Below are 24,296 nucleotides of genomic sequence, written 5' to 3'. Positions count from 1 at the left end.
CTACTCCCCCTCCCCGCCGGCATTGCCCCACTCGTCCACCCGGGCGAGCTGGGCAAAGTCGTCGTAGCGATAGGCGCCGCCGAAATAGGTGCCGCTCCGCCGCATCGCCTCATAGGCACGGGCGGCATCGTCGAATTCCTTCACCAGCCCCGCGAGCGCCGCCATGGCCTCATCGGCAAGGGCGTCGGGCGTCTGCTGGCCGGCCTCGCGCTCTTCGCCGCCATCGCGACGTCCCGAAGCTTGGATGTAGCGTAAGGCCGAGACGGGACGGGGGCCGATCTCGCCGAAGCCCGCGAGGCGCGCGATCGCAGCCTCCAGGGGAAGCTGCGGGGCATGCATCCCGTCGACGGCCGAGGGCGCTGGCGGGCTGCCCGTCTTGTAGTCGTAGATGGCCAGCGTGCCGTCATCGAGTATATCGATCCTGTCGGCCCGCGCCGTCAGCTCGAAATCCAACGCGTCCAGACGAAGCGCCCCGCGCACCTCGCTGACGATCTCGATCGCGCCCTCTCTCCGAAGCGGTTCGGTCTCCGCGAACCAGCGCGCGAAGTTCTCGAAATGCGGCCGCCAGAACGCTTCGATCCGTGCCGCGCCACCGAGCCCTGCGAAGAGCTCGTCGGCAATTCCGGTCAGCGTGCCGGAAATATTCTCTGGCAGGCGGTCGGGATAGCGTTCGGCGAAGATCGAAAGAGCGGCGTGAACCACCTTGCCGCGCAACGCTGCATCGGCGGTTTGTCCCAGCGGCGGCAGAGGCTCCAGCCGGAGGATATCCCGCGCATAGACATCGTAGGGATTGGCGATCCAGCGCTCGATCCGGCTGACGCTCAACCGGCGCGGGCGAGCGTCGACCGGCGGGCGTGGCGCGGGCTGCGCGACGGGTGCGAACCCATCCACGTGGTCCCGCATCTTGGCCCAGGCGGTCCATGGGTCGGTGGGCCTTAAGCCGTCACCGGCAGAGATCGCCCGGGTCAGCGCGGTGAGTCGTTGCACCCAGCGCGACGGCACGGTCGGTACGCCGTCCACCTTGAGAGACCGCGTGAGATAGATGCGGTTGGCCCCGAGGCTCTGGGCGAAGTCGTGCGCCGAGAGGCCAACCCGTCGCTCCGGCGCAGGCAGGCCGAGCGCCTCCCGCATGGCGCGATTGAGCCAGGGGCCCGGCTCCTGCGGCTTGGGCCATGTGCCTTCGTTCAACCCGCCGAGGATCACCACATCGGTTTGCTGAAGCCGCGCCTCCAGCGGTCCCCAGATGAACAGCCGGGGATGAGCGCCACGCGCGGGCCGCACCACCTGGCCGGAGAGCAGGCTGCGATAGAACGCGGGATAGTCTGCCGCGCGAAGCGAGGTTCCGCCCCCTTCCGCCATCAGGTCGCGCAGGAAGACGGAGAGTGCCTCACCGGCGTCTCCCATCCAGAGCCGGTCGCTGCTGCCCGTTTCGTCCATCGCCAGCGCTTCGGCCGCGGCGGCATGAGCCTCGGCATAGGCGGATGCGCTCGCCGCCTTGCCGAGGGTGGCAAGCGGCGAGAAGGCGGCTTCCAGCTCATCCACTAGCGCCAGGACTCGCTCGATCTCCTCGCCCTTGAGCCGCCGCGCGGCGTGGGGCCGTTCCGGCTCCGTGGTGGCGGCGGCCCGGATGCCGGCAAAGCCTTGGCCGAGATAGACGTCCCGGAACGCCGCCCGCTCCAGCAGGCGGGCCACCATGCGCATGGCGCCCGCACTTCGTCCGAGACGGGTGAGAGGATGCTTTAGCAGCGCCATCAGCTCGGCCGGTGCGAAATCCGCATGGGCCGCCTCCAGCACCAGAGACAGGAACGCTCCCGGCACGGTGCGCGTGACGGGCGTGCCGGCGGAATCGTCGATGGCCAGGCCGAATTGGCGTACCCGCGCGGCGACACGCCTCGCCAGCGCACGGTCCGGCGTGATGAGCGCGGCTTTGCGGTCCGGCTCCTCCACCGCGTGTCTCAGGATCAGTGCGATAGCCTCCGCTTCGTCCTGCGGGCCCGGCGCTTCGATCAGCGAGATGCCTTGCAGCGCGTCCGCAATCCCTCCATCGCCCGCCAGCGCTTGCCACCGCTCTGTGGTCTCGGCCGGGCGCAACACTTCGCTCACCAGGCGTAGGCGGGCACTTTGAACGTCGTCGGCGTCCGCCCCGGGCACCGTCGCCACCTCCGACCGCTCCAGTTCCAGCCGGCGAAGCAACTCCCACATGCCCGCTTGCGGATGCTCCGGATGACGTCCGAGCGCCTCCCAGCTTTCGTCGTCGAGACTGAAATCCAATCCGGGCAGCACCACCGCCCCGTTCGGCAGGGTCGAGATGGTCTGCAGCAGCCGCGCCGTGGCCGGCACCGTGCCGGTGGAGCCCGCCGCGATCACTGGGGCATCGCCGATTGCTTCAAGCCGCGCAGCCTCCTGATCCATGAGAATGCGCCGCCGCTCCGCAGGCGAGACGAGCCCGTTCTCATCCAGAAAATTGGGCCAGTGCTCGGTAACGATCGTCAGGAAATCGATGGTCTGGGCCCAATGGCCGGCGAGATCCTCCGGCACCAGCGCTTCGAGATCCGACAGATCGGCTTCCTCCCGTCCGACCTCGTCCATGAAGCGGCCGAGATCGTCGGCGAGATGCGACGCCTGCGCCGGCGTGATGCCAGGCGGGCGGTCGGGCTCCTTGGGCAGGCTCCTCTCCCAGGCGAAGATCAGCTGCATCAGCGCAAAGCGCCGCTGCAGGTTCGAGATCGCGGGCTTTCCTGCTACCCCTTCGCCATCGTCAAGCTCGGCGCTGAACAGAAGCGTCTCTTCCTCCGGATCGCCCAGGGCCCGAATCTGCGGCAACAGCAGGGTCTTGCCGCCGGCCGCCGCGAGAAAGGCTTCGCGCAAGCCACGCGCCGCGCGTCGGGTCGGCAGATAGATGGTCGTCGACGGCAGGTCGAACGGGTCCGGTGCCGCCCCGCCCGGATGCGGCAGGTCGCCGGACAGGATTGCTCTCGCCAGGGTCTCAAGGAAGGGCGCCGAGGGCGGTATGGAATAGAGGCGCGGGCGCTGGCGCGCCGGCTCAGCCACCGGAATCCTCGAGCCGCGCTTCGGCCTGCGCCACGGCATCCGGGGTCCCGATATGCATCCATTCCCCATCGAGGGCCGTACCGTAGAGGCGCCCCGCTTCGAGCGCCCGGTCCCAGAGGACGTTGAGGGAGAAGGCACCGTTCGGTGCGCCTTCGAAAAGTCGTGCGTCGCACAGCGAGACGCCGGCGAAGACCAGAGGGGCAAGCGGGGCATCGCCCCTGCGGGTCAGCCGGCCGTCATCGTCGAGAAAGAAGTCGCCCTTGCCGGGATAGCCGAGGCTCGTCTCTCTCTCCGCCAGGAGAAGCAGTGCATCCATGCGGGAAGGGTCCCACAGCGCGGCCAGCGCGTTAAGGGCGGAACGCCCGTTCTCCCGCCACAGCGCATCCGAATTGTGGATAAAGAAGGGGCCTTCTCCGAGTGTCGGCAGCGCCTTCTTCACGCCGCCGCCCGTGTCCAGCAGCACGTCCCGCTCATCTGATATGGCGATGTCCGGGCCGCCCTGCCGGGCCTTCAGGTGATCCTCGATGATGTCCGCAAGGTAGTGGACATTGACCACGGCGCGCCGCACGCCAGAAGCCGCAAGTCCGTCCAGCACATAGTCGATCAGCGCCTTGCCGGCGACCGGAACCAGAGGCTTGGGCCGGCTATCGCTCAAGGGCCGCATGCGCGTGCCCAGCCCTGCGGCGAGCACCATGGCGTTGGGGACGGAGGTCACGGGATCGGTCTCTCAAAGGCCAGGGGGCGGAAGCCGGTCGGCCTCCGGAAGCGCATCCTTGTACCACGATCGCAGTTCCGACAAAGCCGGGTGGTGCAGATTGCGCTCCAGATAGCGCGCCACTCGGGGCATGTGGTCGAGATAGCGGCGTTTCCCGTCCCGCGCCGCCAGCCGCGCGAAGATGCCGAGGATCTTGCTGGCCCGCTGGGCACCCAGGACCGCATAGCCCCGCAAGAAGTCTTCCGTGGCGAAACTCCGTTCGGCGTCGTCCCGACGGGCGCAGTAGTAATCGAGCAGTTCCGCCTCCAGTGCCGCCGGTACGTCGACCCGGGCGTCCTGGAGCAGGGAGGCGAGGTCGTAGGCCAGCGGCCCGATCATCGCATCCTGATAGTCGAGCAGGCCGACCCGCTGCACGCCCGTGCGGTCCTCCAGCCAGATAAGGTTCGGCGAATGGTAGTCCCGCAGGACCCATCCGGGATCCTCCGGCGCGATCTGTTCCAGGAGAGGGCGCCACAGCGCGAGATAGGCTTCGCGCTCGGCAGCTTCCGGCTCCCTGCCATGCACCGCCCGCCACAGCCAATCGATGAGCAGGGAGGCTTCGATCAGCATTGCTTCCGCATCGAAATGGGGCAAGGTGTAGGGCGGACCTCCCGGAATAGGCAGCGGGCCCGAAGGCGGCGTCTGTCCGAGCTTCAGAAGCACATCCACGGCCTCGCGCATCAGCGCGGCCTGGCTGTCGCCTCTGGAGTAGGCCGGCGTGAACACCCGGTCGCCCAGATCCTCCAGCAGCAGGAATCCCTGAGCGAGATCGCCGTCGTAGAGTTCCGGCGCCGAAAGGCCCCGCTCTCGCAAGGCCTCGCCGACTGCAACGAAAGGGATGACGTTCTCTGCCAGATGGACGAGCTGGCTGTAGGGTTTGCCGTCCGCGATCGGCGGACCGTCCGGCATGGCCGGCGCGTTCATCAGGATCGCGCTTTCCCCGCTATAGAGAATCGCGCGCGCGTAGGAGCGCGCGGAGGCGTCTCCCTGGACGAATTCGAGCTGGGCCGTCGCAAAATCGGTTCTCTCCAGAAACGCAGCCAGGTCCTTCAGCCGCGCGAGCCGGAGCGCCCAGCCTCCGCGGCCGGTGAGGACGAGATCACGGGTGTCTGCATCCCCGGTCTCGTGAAACCCGATGGTCAGGCGATCGTCGGCGAGGTCCTGCTCCGCCCGTTCGGGCCATTCGGCAAGCACCACGCCGTCGGCGAGAGCGTCCTCCAGGCCGAGTTCCTCCGCCTCTCCGGCTCCGAGACGATAGAAATCGCAGTGATGCACGGGGAAGCGCGGTGTCGCATAGCTCTGCACCAGCCCGAAGGTCGGACTTTGCACCTCCTCGGTGCTGCCCAGCCTGAGGATCAGGCTCCGCGCGAATGTCGTCTTGCCGGCACCGAGCGGCCCTTCTAGGCCGACGAAATCCCCCGGCCGCAGAAACAACGCGATCAGCTGCGCCAGCCGGTCGAGACCCGCAAGATCGATCCCTTCAAGCTTCCATTCGGTATCGCTCATCCCGCAAGGCTGGAATGTCTACCGGAGCCTGCGGCGTCCGAGGTGTCTTGAGGCGCCCGGGGCAGCCACACCTGGAACTCGGTGCCCCGGTCGGTGCCGGTGCGGAGCGCGATATGGCCGCCATGCAGCTCCACGAGGCTTTTCACGATGGCGAGTCCGAGACCCGCGCCGCGGCGTCCGGCGCCCGAGGCCCGGCTTTCGAAGGGCTCGAAGATCGATTCCTGCATCTCGGCGGGAATGCCCGGCCCCTCATCCTTTACCCGGAAGCGAATCATGCCGTCGTCGTCGTCGCAATTGAGCATCACCGTCCCGCCGTTCGGCGAGAAGCTCACGGCGTTGGACAGGAGATTATAAAGGATCTGGGATAGCCGCTGCCGGTCCGCCGTCACCCTGTCGACAGCCTCGCCGATCTCGACGGCGAGCTTCACGCCGTTCTGCTGCATCTGCCCTGCAAGCCCGCTCTCCAGGGAGGCGATGACCTTGCGCACGTCGACCCCGTCCTTCTCAAGATGCAACGCACCGGCATCGATGCTGGCGAGGTCCAGAATGTCGTCGATGATGGTCCGCAGGGTCCGGCCCGAGGAGCGGATGTCGTTGAGATATTCTGCCTGCTTGTCGGAGAGCGGGTCGCGTGCGACGTCGAGCAGGAAATCGGTGAAGCCGACGATATTGGTGAGCGGCGTCCGCAGCTCGTAGGAGACGTGGCGGATGAAGGTGGTCTTCAGCCGGTCCGCCGTCTCCAGCGCCTCGTTCTTCTCGATCAGGGCGCGTTCTGCACGGACCGAGTCGCTCACATCCACATAGGTCAGCAGCGTTCCGCCGTCGGGCAGGGGCAGAGCGGCCGCGGCGATCACGCAGCCGTCGTCCCGGTCGAACTGGCTTTCATATGGATAGCGCTCTGAGGTGATGGCGGTCACGGCGACCTTGGTCCGCGCCCATTCCTCCTGGTCGTCGTGCAGCACCCGGCAGCTCTCGATCACCTCGTCGATATGGGGCTCGCCGTCGAGCTGGCGAGGATTGAGCCGCCAGATCGAGGCGAAAGCTTTGTTGTAGAGCCGCAGCGCGCCGTCCTGGGAGAACACGGCCACGCCTTCGCGAAGCGTGTCGATGGTCTCGCGCTGCACCTGGATCAGCTCGTTATAGCGGCTCTCCAGGGCAAAGCGCTCGGTGACGTCCTCGTAAAGATAGGTCACGCCCCGGCCCGGGACGCTGTCGATCACGACATGAAGCGCGCGTCCGTCTGGAAGATGCCATTCGTCATCGAACTGGGCGTCCCGGCCATAGACGGCCAGCCAGCCTTGCTTCCAGTCGCGGTAATCGGCCTTTTCGGGAAGCTGACGGGCGAAGCGCAGCTTGTCGAGGATCTCCGCATCGAACGGACCGTCAGCCAGCCATGCCGCGTCGAGCTTCCAGAGATCGGCGTAGGCCTGGTTGAAATGGACGAGCCGCTGCTCGGAATCGAACACGGCGAAGGCGGTCGCCATGCGGTCGAAACCGCGCAACCGGCCGTCGGCGCTCGCCTGGGGTTTCCGCTCTGCCGCGATCTCCCGCGCCATGCCGGCCGAAACGCCGCCGCGGCCGACCACCTGCGCGGAATAGCGCTGGGCGCCCCGGCTGGTGGAAACCAGGATTTGCTCCCGGAACTCGCCCGCCCGAGCCAGGCTTTTCTCGGCCGCCTTGCGGTCGTTGGGCGGCAGGATATCGATCTGCTCCTGCACTACGCGGGTCGCGGCGTTCGCGTCCGTTGCATCCGCGTAGGCCTGGTTGACCCAGGTCAGATTGCGGTCCGGACCGCGCAGCCACGCGGGTTCCGGCAGTGTATCGAGCAGGGACTTCAACGCCCCGATCTGCGCATCCAGCAACCGGTGCCGGTCGCCCACCCGCGCCATATCGAGACGTTGGCCTGTGATGTCGCGGACCTTGAGGGTGACGCACGGGCCTGCGGCACGGCCGTCGATCTCGATATGCTTGCCGGCGAGAGTCGCCAGCATCAGATTGAAGCCCTGTCCGGTCTCGGTCAGCGAGGCGATCGCCGCCTTCAGGCTGTCCACGCCGTCTTCAGACAGCCATTCGGAGAACCGCATGAAGGCGTCCGCGGCGCTCGGCACGCCGAGGCTTTGCGGCAGGTTGGCAATCAGCAGCTTCGGGGCTTGCGCTTCGGTCCACGCGAAGAGCAGTTGCGGTTCGGCGGCGAGGATCGATTCCAGCCGCATCTTCCGGCTTCGCAGGGTCTCCGCTTCGTTGATCGCAGCTTCGGCCCGCGCCCGGGACTGACGGGTGGTGCGCATGGCATAGAGCGCCGTGCCGATGGCGAAGGCCATCACGCCGAGCATCGTGCCGAGAATGAGCAGCAGGCGAATATCAAGCCCCGCTGCGCTGCCGCCAAGCTCCTGCGCAGCCGCGCGGGTACTGACGGCCGCCAGCGCGCTCGATGACAGCAACACGGATGGAAAAAGGTGCCGCGGACATACCGCCACCGATGCAGCCCTCCCCCAATTGGTCCGCATTGCGTAAGCTCCAGTTGGCCGTCCACGCCGGAAATGCTGAACGCTGCGCAAAACGATGTACGGGGAAGTGCAGGTCCGCCAGCGCGGGTCGGCGAATCACGTGTAGCTTATCCACATCGATGACTCTTGCCCACCACGGGACACCGTATCGGGTTAAGCAATCATTAACCGGATGCAGAGCTGCAACGGTTGCCTGAGGAAGGGCGCCGGTAAGGGGCCATAGGAGGGGTTTAGGAGCCGCCTCCAGTCGAAAAGCGGTAGGAGCCCTGGAAAAGAAGCTGCGCCTGTTCGGAGGCGTAGCGCATCGGGATGATGATCCCGTCGCCGCCGAAATTCACGTTCCCTGTTTCGGTCCACATGGACCAGTAACGCCCGCCCACGCCCAGGCTGAACGCGTCCGTGAGTGCGTAGGACAGCGTGGCTTCGAGCTGCACGCCGATCCCGCGCCCGCTTTCCGGCGAGACGAGGCTGCGCAACACGTGGTCGTCGGTCCCGTCGAAATCGACATAGGGAAGATAGGCCGCCTCCCCCTGGAAGGTCAGCCGCTGGGTCACGTCGAAAGTCACCGCGCTGCCCAGCCGCAGCGCGTGCCAGACATCGTCCTCGCTGATCCCCAGAACGCTGGTCGGAATCTCGGTCGCGCAATCCGAATTGGGATTGGCGATCTGACGGCACCCATCCGCGTCCATGTCCTGGCGGAACTGGCTGTAGCCGATGAAGGGCGCGATGGAATAGCGCTGACCCCGCCACCAGGCATAGCCGACATCGACGGTGCCGTATTTGATTTCGTTGTCGACGGTCGAGACCGTGTTCGAATAGGGGATGGCGGCCGCCGGAAACTGCAGGTCCCAGTCTTCGTCGTTCATCTTGCCGCCGCTGGTCGCTCCGCCAAGCACGCCTTTCACCATGACGCCCGATGGCGTGTCGAGCCGGGCGAAAACCTCGCCCCCATTGCTGTCGGTGTTCTCGTAGGTCAGCCGTGAGGCGAGGCTGTAATCGCCTTTTCCTTGGAGGCCGAGATCCTTGTGGAACTGGCCCCAGCCATAGGTATAGCGCGCGCCCACCTCCAGGCTGTATCCCGGCGCCATGCCGGGTTCGGTGACCGGGCGGAATAGCGCCACATCGCCCGGCTGCCCGAAGCGGTAATTGGCGCCGAGCTTCACCTGATGGAGGTCGGAGGAGAGTCCGCTCGGCCCCCCGGCCACGACCCCGAAGGGACCGTTCGGCGGCGCGGCCTGGGCGACGCTCGCCGGCGCCGAAAGGTCGGCATCGTAGGAGAGATAGGCGTATTCGGCCTTCAGGCTCCAGCCGCCACCGATGGCCCTTTCCATACCAGCGCCCACGGTCCAGCCGAAATCCGTGCCGCTGTCGCGCACCGCGGCGCCAGCCTCCGCGTTCGGTGCCGCGGTGGTCTCGCTATAGACCAGGGCCAGACCCGCCTTGCCGTAGACCAGGGTGTCCGGATCGAGCAGGAAGCCGGCCCGCGCCGTGAGCGTACCCATGGCGTCGATCTTCCGCCGGCAATTGGCGCTGACATAGAAGCCGCTATAGGCGAAGCAGGAGTTGGTGCCTTCGAGATCGGCGAGGCTCGCCTCGGCTTCCAGCCCGTAGACGAAGCTGCCGGACTGCCAGCTATAGCCGATCTGACCGCCATGGATCGGGCCGGGGCTGCGCACCTCGTCGCCGAAGATGGGCGCGCCGAACGGATCGCTCACATCGGCGAGGTCCAACGCCCCGCCCGTATGATAGCCGAGATAGAAGCCGGTCCAGTCGAAAGGCTGAGGTGTTTCGGCTACCGCCGGCGTCGCCAAGCCTATCGGCAACAGCAATGTGAAGAGCAAAGCTCCCGCGCGGCCCGCCATCGGTCAGTCCCCCAAGACCATGAATAGCAAGGGAAACTGTGGGGTGATTCGCCCATGCACGCTAACGTGGAGCGTGCATGGGCGGTAAGCCTGTGGGTAACGAAAACGCCCTAGTAGCGGTAATGCTCGGGCTTGTAGGGGCCTTCCTGAGGAACGCCGATATATTTGGCCTGCTTCTCAGTCAGCTTGGTGAGCTTGGCGCCCAGCCGGCCCAAATGCAGCGCCGCCACCTTCTCGTCCAGCGGCTTCGGCAGCACGTAGACCTTGTTCTCGTACTTGTCGTTGTTCTGCCAGAGCTCGATCTGCGCCAGCACCTGGTTGGTGAAGGAGGCGCTCATGACGAAGCTCGGATGGCCGGTCGCGCAGCCGAGATTCACCAGCCGGCCCTCGGCCAGCAGGATGATGCGGTGGCCGTCGGGGAACTCGATCTCGTCCACCTGCGGCTTCACATTGTGCCACTTGTAGTTCCGCAGGCCCGCGACCTGAATCTCGGAATCGAAGTGGCCGATATTGCAGACGATGGCGCGGTCCTTCATCTGGCTCATGTGATCGGTGGTGATCACATCGGCGTTGCCGGTCGCGGTGACGAAGATATCGCCCTTCTCGACAACGTCCTCCATGGTCGCGACCTCATAGCCCTCCATGGAGGCCTGCAGAGCGCAGATCGGGTCGATCTCGGTGACCGTCACGCGGGCGCCTTGGCCGCGCAGGCTCTCGGCGCAGCCCTTGCCCACGTCGCCATAGCCGCAGACCACGGCGATCTTGCCGGCCAGCATCACGTCGGTGGCGCGCTTCACGCCGTCGACCAGGCTTTCCCGGCAGCCATAGAGGTTGTCGAATTTCGACTTGGTGACGCTGTCGTTCACGTTGATCGCCGGGAAGGGCAGCGTGCCCTCCTTCTGCATGTCGTAGAGACGATGCACGCCGGTGGTTGTCTCTTCCGAGACGCCCTTCATGTTGGCGCGCACCTTGGAATAGAAGCCGGGCTCCTTCTCCAGACGCTTCTTGATCGTCTCGTAGAGGACGCGCTCTTCCTCGTTCTCCGGATCTTCGAGCAGCGAAGCATCGGACTCCGCGCGTGCGCCCAAGATCACCATCAGCGTGGCGTCGCCACCGTCGTCCAGGATGAGATTTGCGGTCTCGCCATTGCCCCAGTCCAGGGTCCGGTCGACGTAATCCCAATACTCTTCCAGGGTCTCGCCCTTATGGGCAAAGACCGGCGTGCCCGTGGCGGCGATGGCCGCGGCCGCATGGTCCTGGGTGGAGAAGATGTTGCACGATGCCCAGCGGACATCCGCGCCCAGCGCCTTGAGGCTCTCGATCAGCACGGCGGTCTGGATGGTCATATGCAGGCAGCCGGCAATGCGCGCGCCCTTCAGCGGCTGCGCACTCCCAAACTCCTCGCGCACCGCCATCAGGCCGGGCATTTCCGTCTCGGCGATGGCGATTTCCTTGCGGCCCCAATCGGCGAGCTCGATGTCTTTGACGTAGTAGTTCATCTGGCGGCGTCCACTCGTTTCACTTGGTGATCGGTCACTCGACCGTCGGCGGCCGATAAAGATATAAAGAAGTCCTTATATATCCACTCTCACCGTCGCAGGCTAGGGGCCAAATGGGGCAAATTGTCGGCCTTTAGACCCGCCCCATGCGTCACCCCCGGCTCGACCCGGCCGCTAACGATCGTCATGGCCGGGCTTGTCCCGGCCATCCATGAACACCGACCCGCGTTATTTCACTGGGACAGGGGTTACGGATCCCCGGCACGGGGCCGGGGATGACAGGAGGAGGGGGGGGCTACTCGGCCTCCGCCTCGCAGAAATGGATACGGTTGTTGAAGGGGTCCGTCACCGAGGTGACGAGGCCCCAGGGGGCACCTTCCAGCCCCGGCTTCATATGCCGGTAGTTCTTCGCGATCAGCTCGGCCTGGAATTGCCGCACGCCCTGCATGCGGACGAACACGCCCGACCCCGGCGTCCCGTCGCCGTGATGGCCCGATAGGTGGAGCGTGAGCCCGGCGCGTGAGACCTGGGCGTAGAGGGGAAAGTTGTCCCCGAAGCGGTGCTCCCAGTCGAGATTGAAGCCGAGGAACTCGACGTAGAACTCCTTCGCCTTGTCCTCGTCGAAGATGCGAAGGACCGGGCATGTCTCGGTGAAGCGGATACCCGCCCCATCGTCGAGCTGCGCTGCCAGCACATTCCAGTCTCCCAGACCGAACTGGCGGGCGACGACTTCGAGAGCCTCGCTGTGGGAGACTTCGACATTCCGCTCGGCCAGCACCGCTCGCAGGCGCTTTGCCATGCTTTTGGGGTCGGCCAGAGGCCGTTGAACGGAGTCAGCCATGCTGCATCAATCCTTCTCTCCGGCGATGTTCGATCAGGCTCGCATTGCTGACGCGTTCGCCGTGTCAAGAAAGGATCGTGCGAAGGCTTCGTGGTGGGATGCATTCACCAAACCCCGTGCGGGGCGCGAGCGGCAGGCTGCATCGACCGTCCGCGAAATTATGACGTCCTCTATATCCGCGCAATGGCGAAGGAGTATGCTTCAAAGGCGAGCAACCGGAGCCGAGCAGATGCCGTCCAATCCGTCGACCAAGATCGATCCCCACCAGCAAGGCCGTACCTTGCGCAAAACCCATGGCGAAACCCATCTCGTATCCCGCATCGGCTGGCTCCGCGCGGCCGTGCTGGGCGCCAATGACGGGATCATCTCCACCGCGAGCCTGATTCTGGGCGTCGCGGGCGCCTCGTCGGGCAAGAGCGAGATCCTGCTTGCCGGCGTCGCTGCGATGGTGGCGGGCGCCATGTCCATGGCCGCCGGCGAATACGTCTCCGTCAGCTCCCAGTCCGATACGGAAAACGCGGACCTAGACCGGGAGCGCCGCGAGCTGGCCGCGATGCCGGAAGCGGAGACCGAAGAGCTGGCCGAGATCTACGTGGACCGTGGCCTTGAGCCGAAGCTCGCCCATGAAGTGGCGAAGCAGCTCATGGCCAAGGACGCCTTGGAAGCCCACGCCCGCGACGAGCTCGGCATCTCGGAGATCACCACGGCGCGGCCTATCCAGGCGGCGCTCACCTCGGCGGCGACCTTCACCTCGGGCGCTTTGCCGCCGCTTCTTCTCGTTGTGGTGACCCCGGAGAGCTACATCGCGATCGTTGTCGCCATCGGCTCGCTGTTCACCCTGGCCGTCCTCGGCTACCTCGGCGCCAGGGCAGGCGGCGCCGACATCGGAAAGTCGGTACTTCGTGTGACGTTCTGGGGGGCGCTCGCCATGGCCGCCACCTATTTCATCGGCGGCCTCGTGGGCACGGCGGTGTAGCCGCTACTCCCCTTCGCCGAACTTGTCCTCGATGAGATCGATCAGGGCGTTCATGGCCTCGCGGGCTTGATCGCCTTCGGCCTCCAACGTGACGGTCTGGCCTTGCGCCGCCCCCAGCATCATCAGCCCCATGATGGACGTGCCGCCCACCGTGTGGCCCTCGCGGCTGACCCGCACCTCGCAGGACGGATACTTCGAGGCCGTCCGCACGAATTGCGCCGAGGCGCGCGCATGCAGCCCCTTCTTGTTGGGAATGAGCACCTCGGCCGTATACAGCTTGCCGCGCTTCTTGATGTCTCGATCGCTGGTCAAGGCAGGCTCAGTCCGTCGCCAGGATCTGGCTGGCTACGCTGATATATTTGCGGCCGGCCTCCTGCGCCTGGAGCACGGCCTCTTCCAGGCCGCACTCGCCGCGCACCGATGCGAGCTTCACCAGCATCGGCAGGTTCACCCCGGCGATCACCTCGACATTCTTCCGCTCCATGGCGGAGATCGCGAGGTTCGAGGGCGAGCCGCCGAACATGTCGGTCAGGACGATCACGCCGGAGCCTGAATCGACCCGGCTGAGAATCTTCAGCATCTCGTCCCGTCTGCGGTCGAGATCGTCCTCAGGTCCGATGCAAATCGTCTCCAGCTGCTCTTGCGGTCCCACGACATGCTCAAGCGCTGCGCGGAACTCTTCGGCCAGCTTTCCGTGTGTGACGACGACGACGCCGATCATGCTCCCCCATCTCCGTCCGCCCCCGGTTCAAGGGGCGCTATCTTTCTTGCCAGAGGGCGCGTGTGCAAGGGACTTCCTAACGCTCTACGCGTGAATCTGACGCAGCCAGCACGGCCAGCTTCACCTTCATGGCAGACGAAGCGTGGAAGGCTGCGAGCTTGATAATGGGCAGTGCGGCGCCTGCCACCATGGCGGTTTGCGGCTGTTCCGGCAACATACGGGGCACCTCCTCCTCCGGCACCAGATCGCAGACCACCACGAGACGGGCTTGCGCCAAATAGGGCGTCTCGATGATCCCCAGCCCGCGCACTTCCATCTTGCCGGCGAGCCGCTCCGGTGGCCGTGCGGTGACCGAGCCGTCCGCTCCTGCGGCAACGCGCACCTGATCGTCGGCAACGAGCATGGGCGGATTCTCCGGATCCTGCAAAGCCAGACAGCGGAGCGCGAGGTCGGATTTACCCGCGCCGGAGCGGCCGCGAAGCAGGATCGCGTCCTGTCCGAAGGCGACGCATGTACCGTGCAGCAGTTCGCCGCGGTCCAGCGGCTCCAGGTTCGATTCGCCGCGGTTCGATCCGCCTGAACGGTCCAATGGAATCCTCGAACGGTTGCGAAATTAAACGTTGGCTGCGGGGAGCTGGATCACGAAGCGCGCGCCGCCGCTGGTGCGTTCGGTGTTCGGATCCGCCTGGTCCCGCCAGTTCAGGGGTCGGTTCTCCGCCCAGATCTTACCGTTATGGGCCTGGATGATCTGCCGCGAGATGTTGAGGCCGAGGCCGGAATTCTGACCGAAATACTGCTCCGGCCGATCCGTATAGAAGCGCTCGAACACGCGTTCCAGATTTTCCTCAGGAATGCCGGGTCCTTCATCCTCGATGGCGATCTCGATCGTCTTGCCCTGACGCTTGGCGAACACCCGGACCTGGCCTTTAGGCGGCGAGAACGAGATGGCGTTCTCCAGGAGGTTCACGATCACTTGGCTCAGCCGGCTGTCGTGGCCTTCGACGACATAGGGGGCCTTGCCCGGGCTGAAGGCGATGTTCAGCACCACCTCGGGCACGTCGTCCCTGTGAATGTCATTGAACAGCGAGACGGTGGTGCGCAGCAGCTCCGCCATATCGACGTCGATCAGGTCCTCGCGGGCGAGCTCGGCATCGAGGCGCGAGGCGTCGGAGATGTCGCTGATCAGCCGGTCCAGCCGGCCGATATCCTGCTGGATGATCTCATGCAGCCGTGCCTGCTCCTCCTCGGTCTTCACCAGGGGCAGGGTCTCGACCGCCGACCGCAACGAGGTGAGCGGATTCTTCAGCTCGTGCGCCACGTCGGCCGCGAAGTTCTCGATCGCGTCGATCCGCTTATAGAGCGCGTTGGTCATGTCGCGCAGCGTGCCCGAGAGATGGCCGATCTCGTCCCGCCGGCTGGTGAAGTCCGGGATCTGCGTCCGCGCCTTCACGCTGTGGCGCACCCGCTCCGCCGCCGCCGCGAGCCGCTGCACGGGCCCGGCGATGGTGTTGGCAAGGATGATGGAAAGGATCACGGTCACGGCCGCCGCGAACAGGGACACCCGCACGATACCCCAGCGCTCCGCCGCGACGATGTTGTCGATATCGCCGCCGCGGGTCGAGAGCAGCAGCACGCCCAGCACCGCGCGCATGCGCTGCACCGGCACGGCCACGGAAACCACCAACTCGCCCTTGTCGTTCACCCGAACGATGGGCACCGGCGTCCCGCCCAGCGCCGCGGCGACCTCAGGATAGGCCTTGCCGTTGTCGCCGCCGATCTCTTCGTAAAGCGGCAGATCGTATTGCCGAAGCCGCGTCTTCACCGCCCGCCAGAACGAGGTCAGCGCGTCCGGCTCCTCCGCGCTCGGGGGCGGCAGATCGTAGCGCAGCACCTGGCCGCGGCTGTAGAACATGTCGGAATCGAGGATCAGCGCGCCATCGCGATTATAGATGCGCGCGCGGGAGCCCGTAGGCTTGACCAGGCGCCGCAGGATCGGCGCGGCCTGTTCCGGGTCGATGGTGAACTCCAGCGGACCGCTCAGCGCCTCGTCGTCCAGGTTGCTGGCCTGGCCCGATTCCAGCTCGAGCAGCCGCTCCGGATCGAGCTGCACCTGATCCGTGTCGATGCCGGCGGACGCGGCCAAGGCGCCCCGCGATGATCTCGCCCTGGGTCAGCAGGCTTTGCACCCGGGCATCGATCAGGCCGGCGCGGAACTGATTGAGATAGAGGATACCCGAGACCAGGATCGCCAAACCGATGAGGTTCAGCACGACGATCCGGCGGGTCAGGCTCGGAAAGCCGTAGCGGAGCAGCGGCAGGCTGCGCAGCCACCGCCAGCCTTGGCGGGCCCTCGCGGCAAACGCCGTACGCCACCGCTGCAACCGGCCCCGAGATTCCGTCTCGGGCCAGGACCTATCGGCCTCGGCGGTCATCGCGCTCCCTTAAGTCCGGACTACTCTTTGAAGCGGTATCCTACGCCGTAAAGCGTTTCGATAACGTCGAAATCTGTGTCCACGGCTTTGAACTTCTTGCGCAGCCGCTTGATGTGGCTGTCGATGGTCCGGTCGTCGACATAGACCTGATCGTCATAGGCCGCATCCATCAGCGCATCGCGGCTTTTCACCACGCCGGGACGCTGGGCCAGGCTCTGCAGGATAAGGAACTCGGTCACCGTGAGCGTGACCGGATGGTCGTCCCATACGCAAGTATGGCGCTCCGGGTCCATGCGGAGCTTGCCGCGCTCGAGCACCTTGGATTTGTCTTCGGCCAAGGTCGCGCTGTCCCGCGGTGCGGCTCTGCGCAGCACCGCCTTCACGCGCTCCACAAGCAGGCGCTGGGGGAAGGGCTTCCGGATGAAGTCGTCGGCGCCCATCTTCAGGCCGAACAGTTCGTCGATCTCCTCGTCCTTGGACGTCAGGAAGATGACCGGCAATTCACTCCGCTGACGCAGGCGGCGCAGCAGCTCCATGCCGTCCATGCGGGGCATCTTGATGTCTAGGATGGCGAGATCCGGCGGGTTTTCGGACAGACCGTCCAGCGCACTTGCGCCGTCATTATAAGTCTGTGTCTTATACCCCTCCGCCTCGAGAACCATGCGCAGGGAAGTGAGAATGTTCCGGTCGTCGTCAACAAGTGCGATCGTTGGCATTGAGATAGCCTTTAGGGCTTTCGCCCGTCCTGAGCGTTTCAGCGAATATGTCTGTGGGGCGCAAGGCTGCTCTTAATTATGGCAGCATAGGGGCGCTATCAGCGCCGCCAATTTGTGGGAATTCAATATAGATCATTGTGGTGCAAGTAAATATGTCTACCGACGATAACCCGAGCCGTGCCGAACTCGCAGCCGATGCCCGTTCTCTTCTCCGCCGCGCCCTGAAAGGCGCTCTGGCAACCATGGATGCGGAGACCGGCGGCCCCTATGCTTCGCTGGTGACGTTGGCGACCGATCCACAAGGCTGCCCTACCTTTCTCATTTCGACCTTGGCGCGCCACACCAAGAACCTGGTGGCAAATCCGCGCGCCTCGGTTCTGATCGACGGCACGGACGGTCTCGGCAATCCGCTGGAAGGCGCACGGGTATCTATCCAGGGCGTGGCCGAGCCTGTCGATGAGGAACTCGTGGCGAAGCGCTTCGTTGCACGCCACGCATCGTCGGCTGGCTATGCCGGCTTCAACGATTTCGGCTTCTGGCGGCTCGTTCCCAAGGGCGCCCACTATATCGGCGGCTTCGGCAGGATCCTCGATTTCTCGCCCGACGAGCTTCTCACCGATACCCATAACCTCAAGGCGCTCTTCGATTCCGAAGAGGGCATTATCTCCCATATGAACGAGGACCATGCCGACGCCATTGAGCTCTATGCGACCCAGCTCCTGGGGGCTGAGCCGGGCCATTGGCGCATGGTCTCCTGCGATTCGGAAGGCTGCGACCTGCAGCTCGAAGGCAAGGTCATCCGGCTTCCGTTCGACGAGCCCGCCAAGGTGCCCGAGGACGTGCATAAGGGCCTGGTGAACCTGGCTCAGCGCGCCCGCGCCAAAGCGGCGTGATGGGCGTATCCGCCGAGGCGTCATGACTCGAGGCGTTGTCGCGGCCGGCCATCGGCTGACGGCCGAAGCCGCCGCCGGAATCCTGGCCGAGGGCGGCAACGCCTTCGATGCCGCCATTGCCGCCATCGCCATGGCGACCGTCGCCGAGCCGGTGCTCACGTCGTTGGGGGGCGGCGGCTTCCTCATGGCGCGCCGGGCCGGCGGCGAGACGGCCCTCTACGACTTCTTCGTCGAGACGCCGCTGCGGAGGCGCCCCGACTCCGAGGTCTCCGTCGAGGCGATCCTTGCCGATTTCGGCCCCGTCACCCAGGAATTCCATATCGGACTGGGCACAACCGCAACGCCCGGCCAGGTGCCGGGGCTATTCGCCATCCACGAGGCGCTGGGCAGCGTGCCCATCGCCAGGCTCTTCGCTCCCGCGATCGAGACGGCGCGGGACGGTATGCGGCTCACACGATTCCAGACCTATCTCTTCGACGTCGTCGCCCCGATCCTCAGCGCGTCGGAAAGCGCGCGGGCGATCTTTGCGCCGGAAGGTCATCTCCTGCGGGAAGGCGATCTTCTGCGGAATCTCGGTCTCGCTGAGACCTTCGAACGCCTGGTGGAGGAGGGACCTTCGCTCTTCGCCGAGGGTGAGGTCGGTCAGGCCATCTGCGCCCAGTGCAAGGAGCATGGCGGTCACCTTACCAAGGAGGACCTTGCCGCTTACCGCGTGGTCGAGCGCGACCCACTGATCTGGCGTCATCGCGGTGGCGCTCTTGCCCTTAATCCGCCGCCCGCCGCTAGCGGCGCTCTGATCGCCTACGGCCTCGGCGTGCTGGAAGCTCTGGACGACGAGCGATCCGACACGCTCCACCTCTTCCGCGCCCTGGCGGCCACCAATGATGCGCGGCGGCGCCATGGCGAGGGTCTTGCGGATCGTCTCCGCGGTGGCGCGCTGGATGACGAATTCGCCCAACTCGCCGCTCACCCGCCGGCCTATCGCGGCACAACCCATATCAGCGTCATCGACGCGGAGGGGAATGCGGCCGCCGTTAGCCTCTCCAACGGCGAGGGCAACGGCCACATGGTGGGTAATCACGGCTTCATGCTGAACAATATGCTGGGCGAGGAAGACCTTTCACCTGACGGCGTTGGCCGGTGGCGCGAAGGCGTCCGGCTCTCCTCCATGATGGCGCCGACCATCATCTCCGAGGCCGACGGAACCGTCACGGCGCTCGGCACCGGCGGGTCCAACCGAATCCGCACCGCCATCCTCCAGGTCGCGCTGAATCTCGTCGAGCACGGCATGGATTTGGAAACGGCCGTCTGCGCGCCTCGTATGCACGTGGAGAAATCCGGCAAGCTCAGCTATGAGCCGGGGCTGGATATGGGGGAGGCGTTGCAGGAAGCGTCCGAGGTTCACGCCTGGCCCGAGCGCAACCTTTTCTTCGGGGGTGTCCACGCCGCCCGCCGTCATCCGGACGGATCGCTGGAGGGGGCGGGCGATCCCCGCCGGGGCGGCGACAGCGTGATTGTTTGAGATTTCAGACCAGGGCCACGCCTGATTTGAGGCCCGGCCGTCATCCTGAGGTGCCCGAAAGCTGGGCTTCGAAGGCCGGCCGGGCGCCTCAGGATGATCCGGCGTTATGCTTGGCGAGCGTGATCCGCTCGATTGGAAATGTCGAGCGCCGCCACTAATCTTGGTCGTGCTCTCCGCCTTCCTCGTGCACCTTCTCGCCATCGGCGGTCAGCAGATACCACTCGCCGCCGAAGCCATGCTTGTCCTGGCCCTGGGGCGCATCCTTGCCCTCATCCTTGATGAAGTAATAGAGCGGCCAGCCGTTATAGGTGACCTGGGAAGAACCTTCGCTCTCCATCACGCCGATCAGGTCCGCATTCACGCCCTCGCCCGCTTCGGGAGCCTTCTTCACGATATAGGGCGGCCAGGCCTTCAGGCAGTCCGCCTCGCAGCTGCTGGCGGGCTTGGAATCGCCCTTGCCCTGGGTGTCGGTGGTGAAGAGGTAGAGCGGCCGCCCGTCGCCGTCGGCGAGATACTTGCCGAAGTTCTCGCTCTCCTTAAGCGTGACGGTGCCGTCCGCCGCATGGGCGGGAACACCGAGGAAAAGCGCGCTGACGATTAGTGCAAGAAATCCGATACGCATAGTGTCGCTCCTGAAAGATCATAAAGGGAATAGACGCCCAGCCTTCCGCACCTGTTCCGTCCGGCAACCCTAGGAATTTCCGCGCGTTACCGCCAGCGTGGCTCTTGCCAAATTTTTTGCGAATGTCGCCATGGCCGGCTGGGAATGCTTCTCCGGCCCATTGCGCTGGCGCAGAACCCAGCTAGTGTCACAGGCATTGTGGGGGGATATCGTCACATAACCGGCGCAGGTTTGGCCCTGCTGCTTTGCTTCGCGCTGGCGGGCTGCGCTACGGCGCCCGAGCCGCCGCCGGATGAGCCCGCGATGCCGCGCCTGTCAGGCCATCCCGCGACGGAGCGGGAGCGCGCGATCCTCATGCGTAATATCCAGATGCAGATCCCCAAGGACATGCGGCCCGAGATCGGCAAGGCCCTCTTCGCGCTGGTGCCGGGCGGCGGCAGCTATTCCTGCGGCATGGTCCACGCCATCGAGGGATCGGGCCGCCAGACCCAATGGTCCATCTTCGAGTTCACCGTGACGCCCCAGGGCAACTCGCGGATGAACATCAGTAAGCCGGGCCAGGAAGAGGCCCTCATGGCCCGCTGCCGCTCCCACGGCCTGGCGCTGGAGGATTAGGAGGAATAACGCGCGCGCTCCTCCATGCTCACGCAGTCATTGCCCGGCTCGACCAGGCAATCCAGTAACCACCGCGCTCGCCTGGTTAGCGCGACAGGGCTACTGGATCCCTGCTTTCGCAGGGATGACGGCCGGGCGCTGTTTCTCTCCCCATTCGGGAGAAGGTAATCATCTCTTCAGTCCCGCACCGCTATCCTCTCGGCAGGGGAAGGGGGACAGTTGGCCCATGCGATTGCTGGTCGTTTTCATGCTTTGCGGGACGCTCGCCGCCTGCGCCATCCCTGACGAGCCCGCGGCGCCGTATCATCCGCCCCGGATCACCCATCCGCACGGCCAGGTCTATACGCCCGACGCCGAGGAACGCGCCCACATCGCGGCTACCTTGAGGCCGGTTCTGGGCGGTCGCCAGCCGGAACTCGGCAAGGTGCTCTCGCTCACCGCCCAAGGCGGCATCCAGAGCTGCGGCCTGGTCCGTTCCGGTCAGGGCTGGCGCGCCTTCGCCATGATGCGACCCACGAGCGGGAAGCCCGACATAGACCTCGCCACGCCGAACCGGGAACACATCCTTCTGGAAATCTGCGCGGCGGAAGGCATGCCGATTACGATTTAATGCGCCGCCTCCCAGTTCGCGCCGGCGCGGGCATCGACCTTTAGCGGCACTTTGAGCTGCACCAGGGGCTCGGCGGCGCGGGACATCACCTGCTTGGCGATCTCCATGGTCTTCTCCGCTTCCGCTTCGTCCACCTCGAAGACCAGCTCGTCATGCACCTGCATCAGCATGCGCGCATGCACCCCCGCCTCCTCCAGCGCCGCCGCCATCTTGATCATGGCGCGTCGGATGATGTCGGCGGCCGAGCCCTGGATCGGCGCGTTGATGGCCGCCCGCTCGAAATTCCCCCGGAGTGAAGGGTTCTTCGTGTTGATCTCGGGGTAGTGCGCCTTACGGCCGAAGATGGTGGTGACGTAGCCCGTCCGCCGGCACTCCGCCTTCATCTCCTCCATGTAGTCCTTGATGCCCGGGAAGCGCTCGAAATAGGTGTTGATGTAGTCCGCCGCCTCGCCTCGCGGGATGCCGAGCTGGTTGGCGAGCCCGAAGGCCGAGATACCGTAGATGATTCCGAAATTGATCGCCTTGGCCTTGCGCCGGGTGTTCGGATCCATGCCTTCGATGGGCACGCCGAACATCTCGGACGCCGTCATGGCGTGGATGTCGAGATCATCGGCGAAGGCCTGGGTGAGGGCGGGGATCTCCGCCATATGGGCGAGCACCCGCAGCTCGATCTGGCTGTAGTCGGCCGAGATCAGCACCTTGCCCGGCTCTGCGATGAAGGCCTTGCGGATCGCGCGCCCCTCTTCGGTCCGCACCGGAATATTCTGCAGGTTCGGGTCCTGGCTTGAGAGCCGCCCCGTGGTGGTCGCGGCCAGCGCATAGGAGGTATGGACGCGCCCCGTCTCGCCATTGATGTAGCCGGGCAGCGCATCCGTATAGGTGCTCTTCAGCTTGGCGATCTGGCGCCAGTCCAGGATCATCTGGGGCAGCTCGTGGCCCCCGGCCGCCAGCTCCTCCAGGATCGACGCGTCGGTGGACCAGGCGCCGGTCTTCGTCTTCTTGCCGCCGGGCAGGCTCATCTTGTCGAACAGGATCTCGCCGAGCTGCTTGGGCGAGGCGATATTGAATTTCTCCCCCGCGGAAGCTTCGATCTCTTCCTCCAGCCGGGCGATCTCCTGGCCGAACTTGCCCGAGAGGCTGCCGAGAAAGCCGCGATCGACCTTCACGCCGGCCGCTTCCATCTCCGCCAGCACCGGCACGATGGGACGCTCCAGCGTCTCGTAGACGGTCGTCACATGTTCCGCTGCCAGCCGGGGCCGCAGCACCATCCAGAGCCGCAGCGCGATATCCGTCTCCTCGCCCGCATATTCGGTCGCCTTGTCGATGGCGACCTTATCGAAATTCACCGCCGACTTGCCCGTCCCCATCACCTCCTTCTGGGTGAGGCAGGTATGGGTCAGAAGCGAGCCGGCAAGCTCGTGGGGCAGGTGCTTCGCGCGTCCGGCATCGAGGGCATAGGACATCAGGCAGGGATCGTCGTAGCCGCTAAGTTCGATCCCGTAGCGCCGGAGCGCAATCATGTCGAACTTTGCATTGGAAACGATCTTGAGGACGCTGTCGTCTTCCAGGATCGGCTTCAGGAGGCCGATCGCCGTGCGCAGATCGATCTGGTCGGGCGCCGCCCCGGAAAGCTCCAGCCCGTCTTCCGCCCTGTGACCCAGCGGCACGTAGGCCGCCTTGCCCGGCTCCAGGGAGAGCGCAACACCGGTCAGGGTCCCCTGCATGGCGATCTGCTCGTCGAGCTTCACGCGGAAAGCGAGATGGCCGCAATCCCGTGCAGCGGTCAGCAGTTCCTCCAGCCGGGCGGCGTCGGTCACCGTCTCGTATTGGGTTCGGTCCAGAGGGATCGCCGACAGCGCTTCCGCCCGGTTCATGGCGAGCTGCGCCGGCGTTCCGCCCTCGCCGCCGGCTCGGGTCGGCGCGACCATGCCGCCGTCGCCTTCCGCTTTCTTGCGTAGGGGATGATCGTAGGCCGCGCCCCCGCGGGCAGGCTTGGTGGGCACGGCGCCCTCGGGCAGCTCGTGTCCAAGCCCTTCAGCGACCCGCTTTAGAAGCGTGGTGAACTCCATCTCCCGCATGAAACTCGTCAGCGCATCCGGATCGGGCGTCCGCACCGCCGTCATGTCCAGCGGCACCTCCAGCGGCATATCCGTATCGAGCGTCACCAGCTTGTGAGACAGCCGCGCCTGGTCGGCGAACGCGATGAGGTTCTCCCGCCGCTTGTTCTGCTTGATCTCGTCGGCGCGCTGCAGGAGGGTTTCCAGGTCGCCGAACTCGTTGATGAGCAGCGCGGCCGTCTTCACCCCGATGCCCGGCACGCCCGGCACATTGTCCGTCGTATCACCGATCAGGGACTGCACCTCGATGACCTTGGAGGGCGGCACGCCGAACTTCTCCATCACGCCCTCTTCGTCGATCACCTTGTTCTTCATGGTGTCGTACATCTGGATACCCGGACGCACGAGCTGCATGAGGTCCTTGTCCGACGAGACGATGGTGACGTCGGCGCCCGCCGTATGGGCCTGGCAGGCATAGGTCGCGATGATGTCGTCCGCCTCGTAGCCCTTCTGCTCGATACAGGCCACGTTGAACGCCTTCACCGCATCCCGGATCAGCGGGAACTGCGGGATCAGATCCTCCGGCGTGTCCGGCCGGTGGGCCTTGTAGTCCTTGTAGAGCTCGTTCCGGAACGTCTTCTCCGAATAGTCGAACACGACGGCCAGGTGCGTCGGCGGCTGCAGCTCGCCGGCATCGCGCAAGAGCTTCCACAGCATGCCGCAGAACCCGTGCACCGCCCCGATGGGCAGGCTGTCGGAAGGGCGCGTCAGAGGCGGAAGCGCGTGATAGGCGCGGAAGATATAGCCCGAGCCGTCGACCAGATAGACATGGTCGCCCTTTGCCACGGGCTTGGCGTGGGCAGTACCGCCGGCGCCCGGCGTTTCATTGTCGATGAGGGTCATGGAGTGGGAATATAGGGTGCCGCGCCCGCCCCGTCAGCAGGCGGATTTGCGCGCGGTGCCGATGCGGCAAACACCTTGTCATTGCCCGGCCTGACCGGGCAATCTGCTCCCTCTCCCCTCAGGGGAGAGGGTTGGGGTGAGGGGGTGCCCAGGTCAGCGAGTCTTTATCCCCCTCACCGGGCGCTTTCAGCGCCGACCGCTACCCGCCG

Annotated in this window: 18 protein-coding genes and 1 pseudogene; 5 read left to right on the top strand and 14 right to left on the bottom strand. The window is 65.5% G+C overall.

Annotated features, from left to right (window positions below):
- The 7 genes from addB to A7A08_RS04470 form a co-directional block, all read right to left on the bottom strand.
- Positions 1-3,051 carry a double-strand break repair protein AddB gene (gene addB, locus A7A08_RS04500; RefSeq protein ID WP_069094355.1) on the bottom strand — a complete coding sequence of 1,017 codons (3,051 nt, stop codon included), beginning with the start codon at positions 3,049-3,051 and terminating at the stop codon, positions 1-3.
- Positions 3,044-3,745, bottom strand: a complete 702-nt coding sequence (locus A7A08_RS04495) for a nucleotidyltransferase family protein (RefSeq protein WP_069094354.1) — start codon at positions 3,743-3,745, stop codon at positions 3,044-3,046. Before A7A08_RS04495 ends, addB begins: the two co-directional genes overlap by 8 nt.
- 33 nt (positions 3,746-3,778) lie before the next feature.
- Positions 3,779-5,311 (bottom strand): tRNA (adenosine(37)-N6)-threonylcarbamoyltransferase complex ATPase subunit type 1 TsaE, encoded by a 1,533-nt coding sequence (tsaE, locus tag A7A08_RS04490; protein ID WP_069094353.1) that lies wholly within the window; start codon positions 5,309-5,311, stop codon positions 3,779-3,781.
- Entirely contained in the window at positions 5,308-7,755 is a 2,448-nt protein-coding gene (locus A7A08_RS04485) for a sensor histidine kinase (RefSeq protein ID WP_069094352.1), read from the bottom strand. The genes tsaE and A7A08_RS04485 overlap by 4 nt, the downstream gene beginning before the upstream one ends.
- Before the next feature lie 293 nt (positions 7,756-8,048).
- Positions 8,049-9,680, bottom strand: coding sequence for an outer membrane beta-barrel protein (locus tag A7A08_RS04480; RefSeq protein WP_083226451.1), 1,632 nt, complete (start codon positions 9,678-9,680; stop codon positions 8,049-8,051).
- A gap of 110 nt (positions 9,681-9,790) precedes the next feature.
- Positions 9,791-11,179, bottom strand: a complete 1,389-nt coding sequence (gene ahcY, locus A7A08_RS04475) for an adenosylhomocysteinase (RefSeq protein WP_069094350.1) — start codon at positions 11,177-11,179, stop codon at positions 9,791-9,793.
- 295 nt (positions 11,180-11,474) lie between these two features.
- Complete coding sequence (locus tag A7A08_RS04470) at positions 11,475-12,020, bottom strand: glyoxalase superfamily protein (RefSeq protein ID WP_069094349.1); 546 nt, start codon at positions 12,018-12,020, stop codon at positions 11,475-11,477.
- A 280-nt stretch (positions 12,021-12,300) separates the two neighbouring features.
- On the opposite strand from A7A08_RS04470, the gene A7A08_RS04465 reads away from it, so the two are divergent.
- Positions 12,301-12,996, top strand: a complete 696-nt coding sequence (locus tag A7A08_RS04465) for a VIT1/CCC1 transporter family protein (RefSeq protein WP_069094659.1) — start codon at positions 12,301-12,303, stop codon at positions 12,994-12,996.
- A gap of 3 nt (positions 12,997-12,999) precedes the next feature.
- On the opposite strand, the gene A7A08_RS04460 is transcribed toward A7A08_RS04465, so the two are convergent.
- The 5 genes and pseudogenes from A7A08_RS04460 to A7A08_RS04440 all read right to left on the bottom strand — a co-directional run bounded on the left by A7A08_RS04460 (position 13,000) and on the right by A7A08_RS04440 (position 16,865).
- A complete protein-coding gene (locus A7A08_RS04460; RefSeq protein ID WP_245290815.1) occupies positions 13,000-13,308 on the bottom strand; it encodes an HPr family phosphocarrier protein in 309 nt (102 codons plus the stop codon).
- 7 nt (positions 13,309-13,315) lie between these two features.
- Complete coding sequence (locus A7A08_RS04455; protein ID WP_069094348.1) at positions 13,316-13,717, bottom strand: PTS sugar transporter subunit IIA; 402 nt, start codon at positions 13,715-13,717, stop codon at positions 13,316-13,318.
- A gap of 76 nt (positions 13,718-13,793) precedes the next feature.
- The gene (locus A7A08_RS04450) at positions 13,794-14,306 is read right to left on the bottom strand and encodes an HPr kinase/phosphorylase (protein WP_245290814.1); all 513 of its coding nucleotides are present in this window, start codon (positions 14,304-14,306) and stop codon (positions 13,794-13,796) included.
- A 24-nt stretch (positions 14,307-14,330) separates the two neighbouring features.
- Positions 14,331-16,149: pseudogene (locus A7A08_RS04445) on the bottom strand (stimulus-sensing domain-containing protein).
- A 20-nt stretch (positions 16,150-16,169) separates the two neighbouring features.
- Positions 16,170-16,865: a response regulator transcription factor gene (locus tag A7A08_RS04440; protein WP_069094346.1), complete on the bottom strand. Its 696-nt coding sequence runs from the start codon at positions 16,863-16,865 to the stop codon at positions 16,170-16,172.
- Positions 16,866-17,017: 152 nt separating this feature from the next.
- Here A7A08_RS04440 and A7A08_RS04435 point away from each other — a divergent pair, with 152 nt between their 5' ends.
- Both A7A08_RS04435 and A7A08_RS04430 read left to right on the top strand, forming a co-directional pair.
- Positions 17,018-17,758 (top strand): HugZ family pyridoxamine 5'-phosphate oxidase, encoded by a 741-nt coding sequence (locus A7A08_RS04435; RefSeq protein WP_069094345.1) that lies wholly within the window; start codon positions 17,018-17,020, stop codon positions 17,756-17,758.
- A gap of 22 nt (positions 17,759-17,780) precedes the next feature.
- A complete protein-coding gene (locus A7A08_RS04430; protein WP_069094344.1) occupies positions 17,781-19,280 on the top strand; it encodes a gamma-glutamyltransferase family protein in 1,500 nt (499 codons plus the stop codon).
- A 154-nt stretch (positions 19,281-19,434) separates the two neighbouring features.
- Here A7A08_RS04430 and A7A08_RS04425 read toward each other — a convergent pair whose 3' ends face one another.
- Positions 19,435-19,902, bottom strand: a complete 468-nt coding sequence (locus A7A08_RS04425; RefSeq protein ID WP_069094343.1) for a COG4315 family predicted lipoprotein — start codon at positions 19,900-19,902, stop codon at positions 19,435-19,437.
- 303 nt (positions 19,903-20,205) lie between these two features.
- Here A7A08_RS04425 and A7A08_RS04420 point away from each other — a divergent pair, with 303 nt between their 5' ends.
- Both A7A08_RS04420 and A7A08_RS04415 read left to right on the top strand, forming a co-directional pair.
- Positions 20,206-20,517 carry a hypothetical protein gene (locus A7A08_RS04420; RefSeq protein WP_141693843.1) on the top strand — a complete coding sequence of 104 codons (312 nt, stop codon included), beginning with the start codon at positions 20,206-20,208 and terminating at the stop codon, positions 20,515-20,517.
- Positions 20,518-20,743: 226 nt separating this feature from the next.
- Positions 20,744-21,127 carry a hypothetical protein gene (locus A7A08_RS04415; protein ID WP_141693842.1) on the top strand — a complete coding sequence of 128 codons (384 nt, stop codon included), beginning with the start codon at positions 20,744-20,746 and terminating at the stop codon, positions 21,125-21,127.
- Here the strand turns inward: A7A08_RS04415 and polA are convergent.
- Positions 21,124-24,087 (bottom strand): DNA polymerase I, encoded by a 2,964-nt coding sequence (polA, locus tag A7A08_RS04410; RefSeq protein ID WP_069094340.1) that lies wholly within the window; start codon positions 24,085-24,087, stop codon positions 21,124-21,126. The genes A7A08_RS04415 and polA overlap by 4 nt on opposite strands.
- Positions 24,088-24,296 lie beyond the last annotated feature (209 nt).

Source organism: Methyloligella halotolerans (assembly GCF_001708935.1).
Classification (GTDB): domain Bacteria; phylum Pseudomonadota; class Alphaproteobacteria; order Rhizobiales; family Methyloligellaceae; genus Methyloligella; species Methyloligella halotolerans.
Note: the sequence above shows the minus strand (reverse complement) of the source record. Positions and strands in the feature narration are given on the sequence as shown.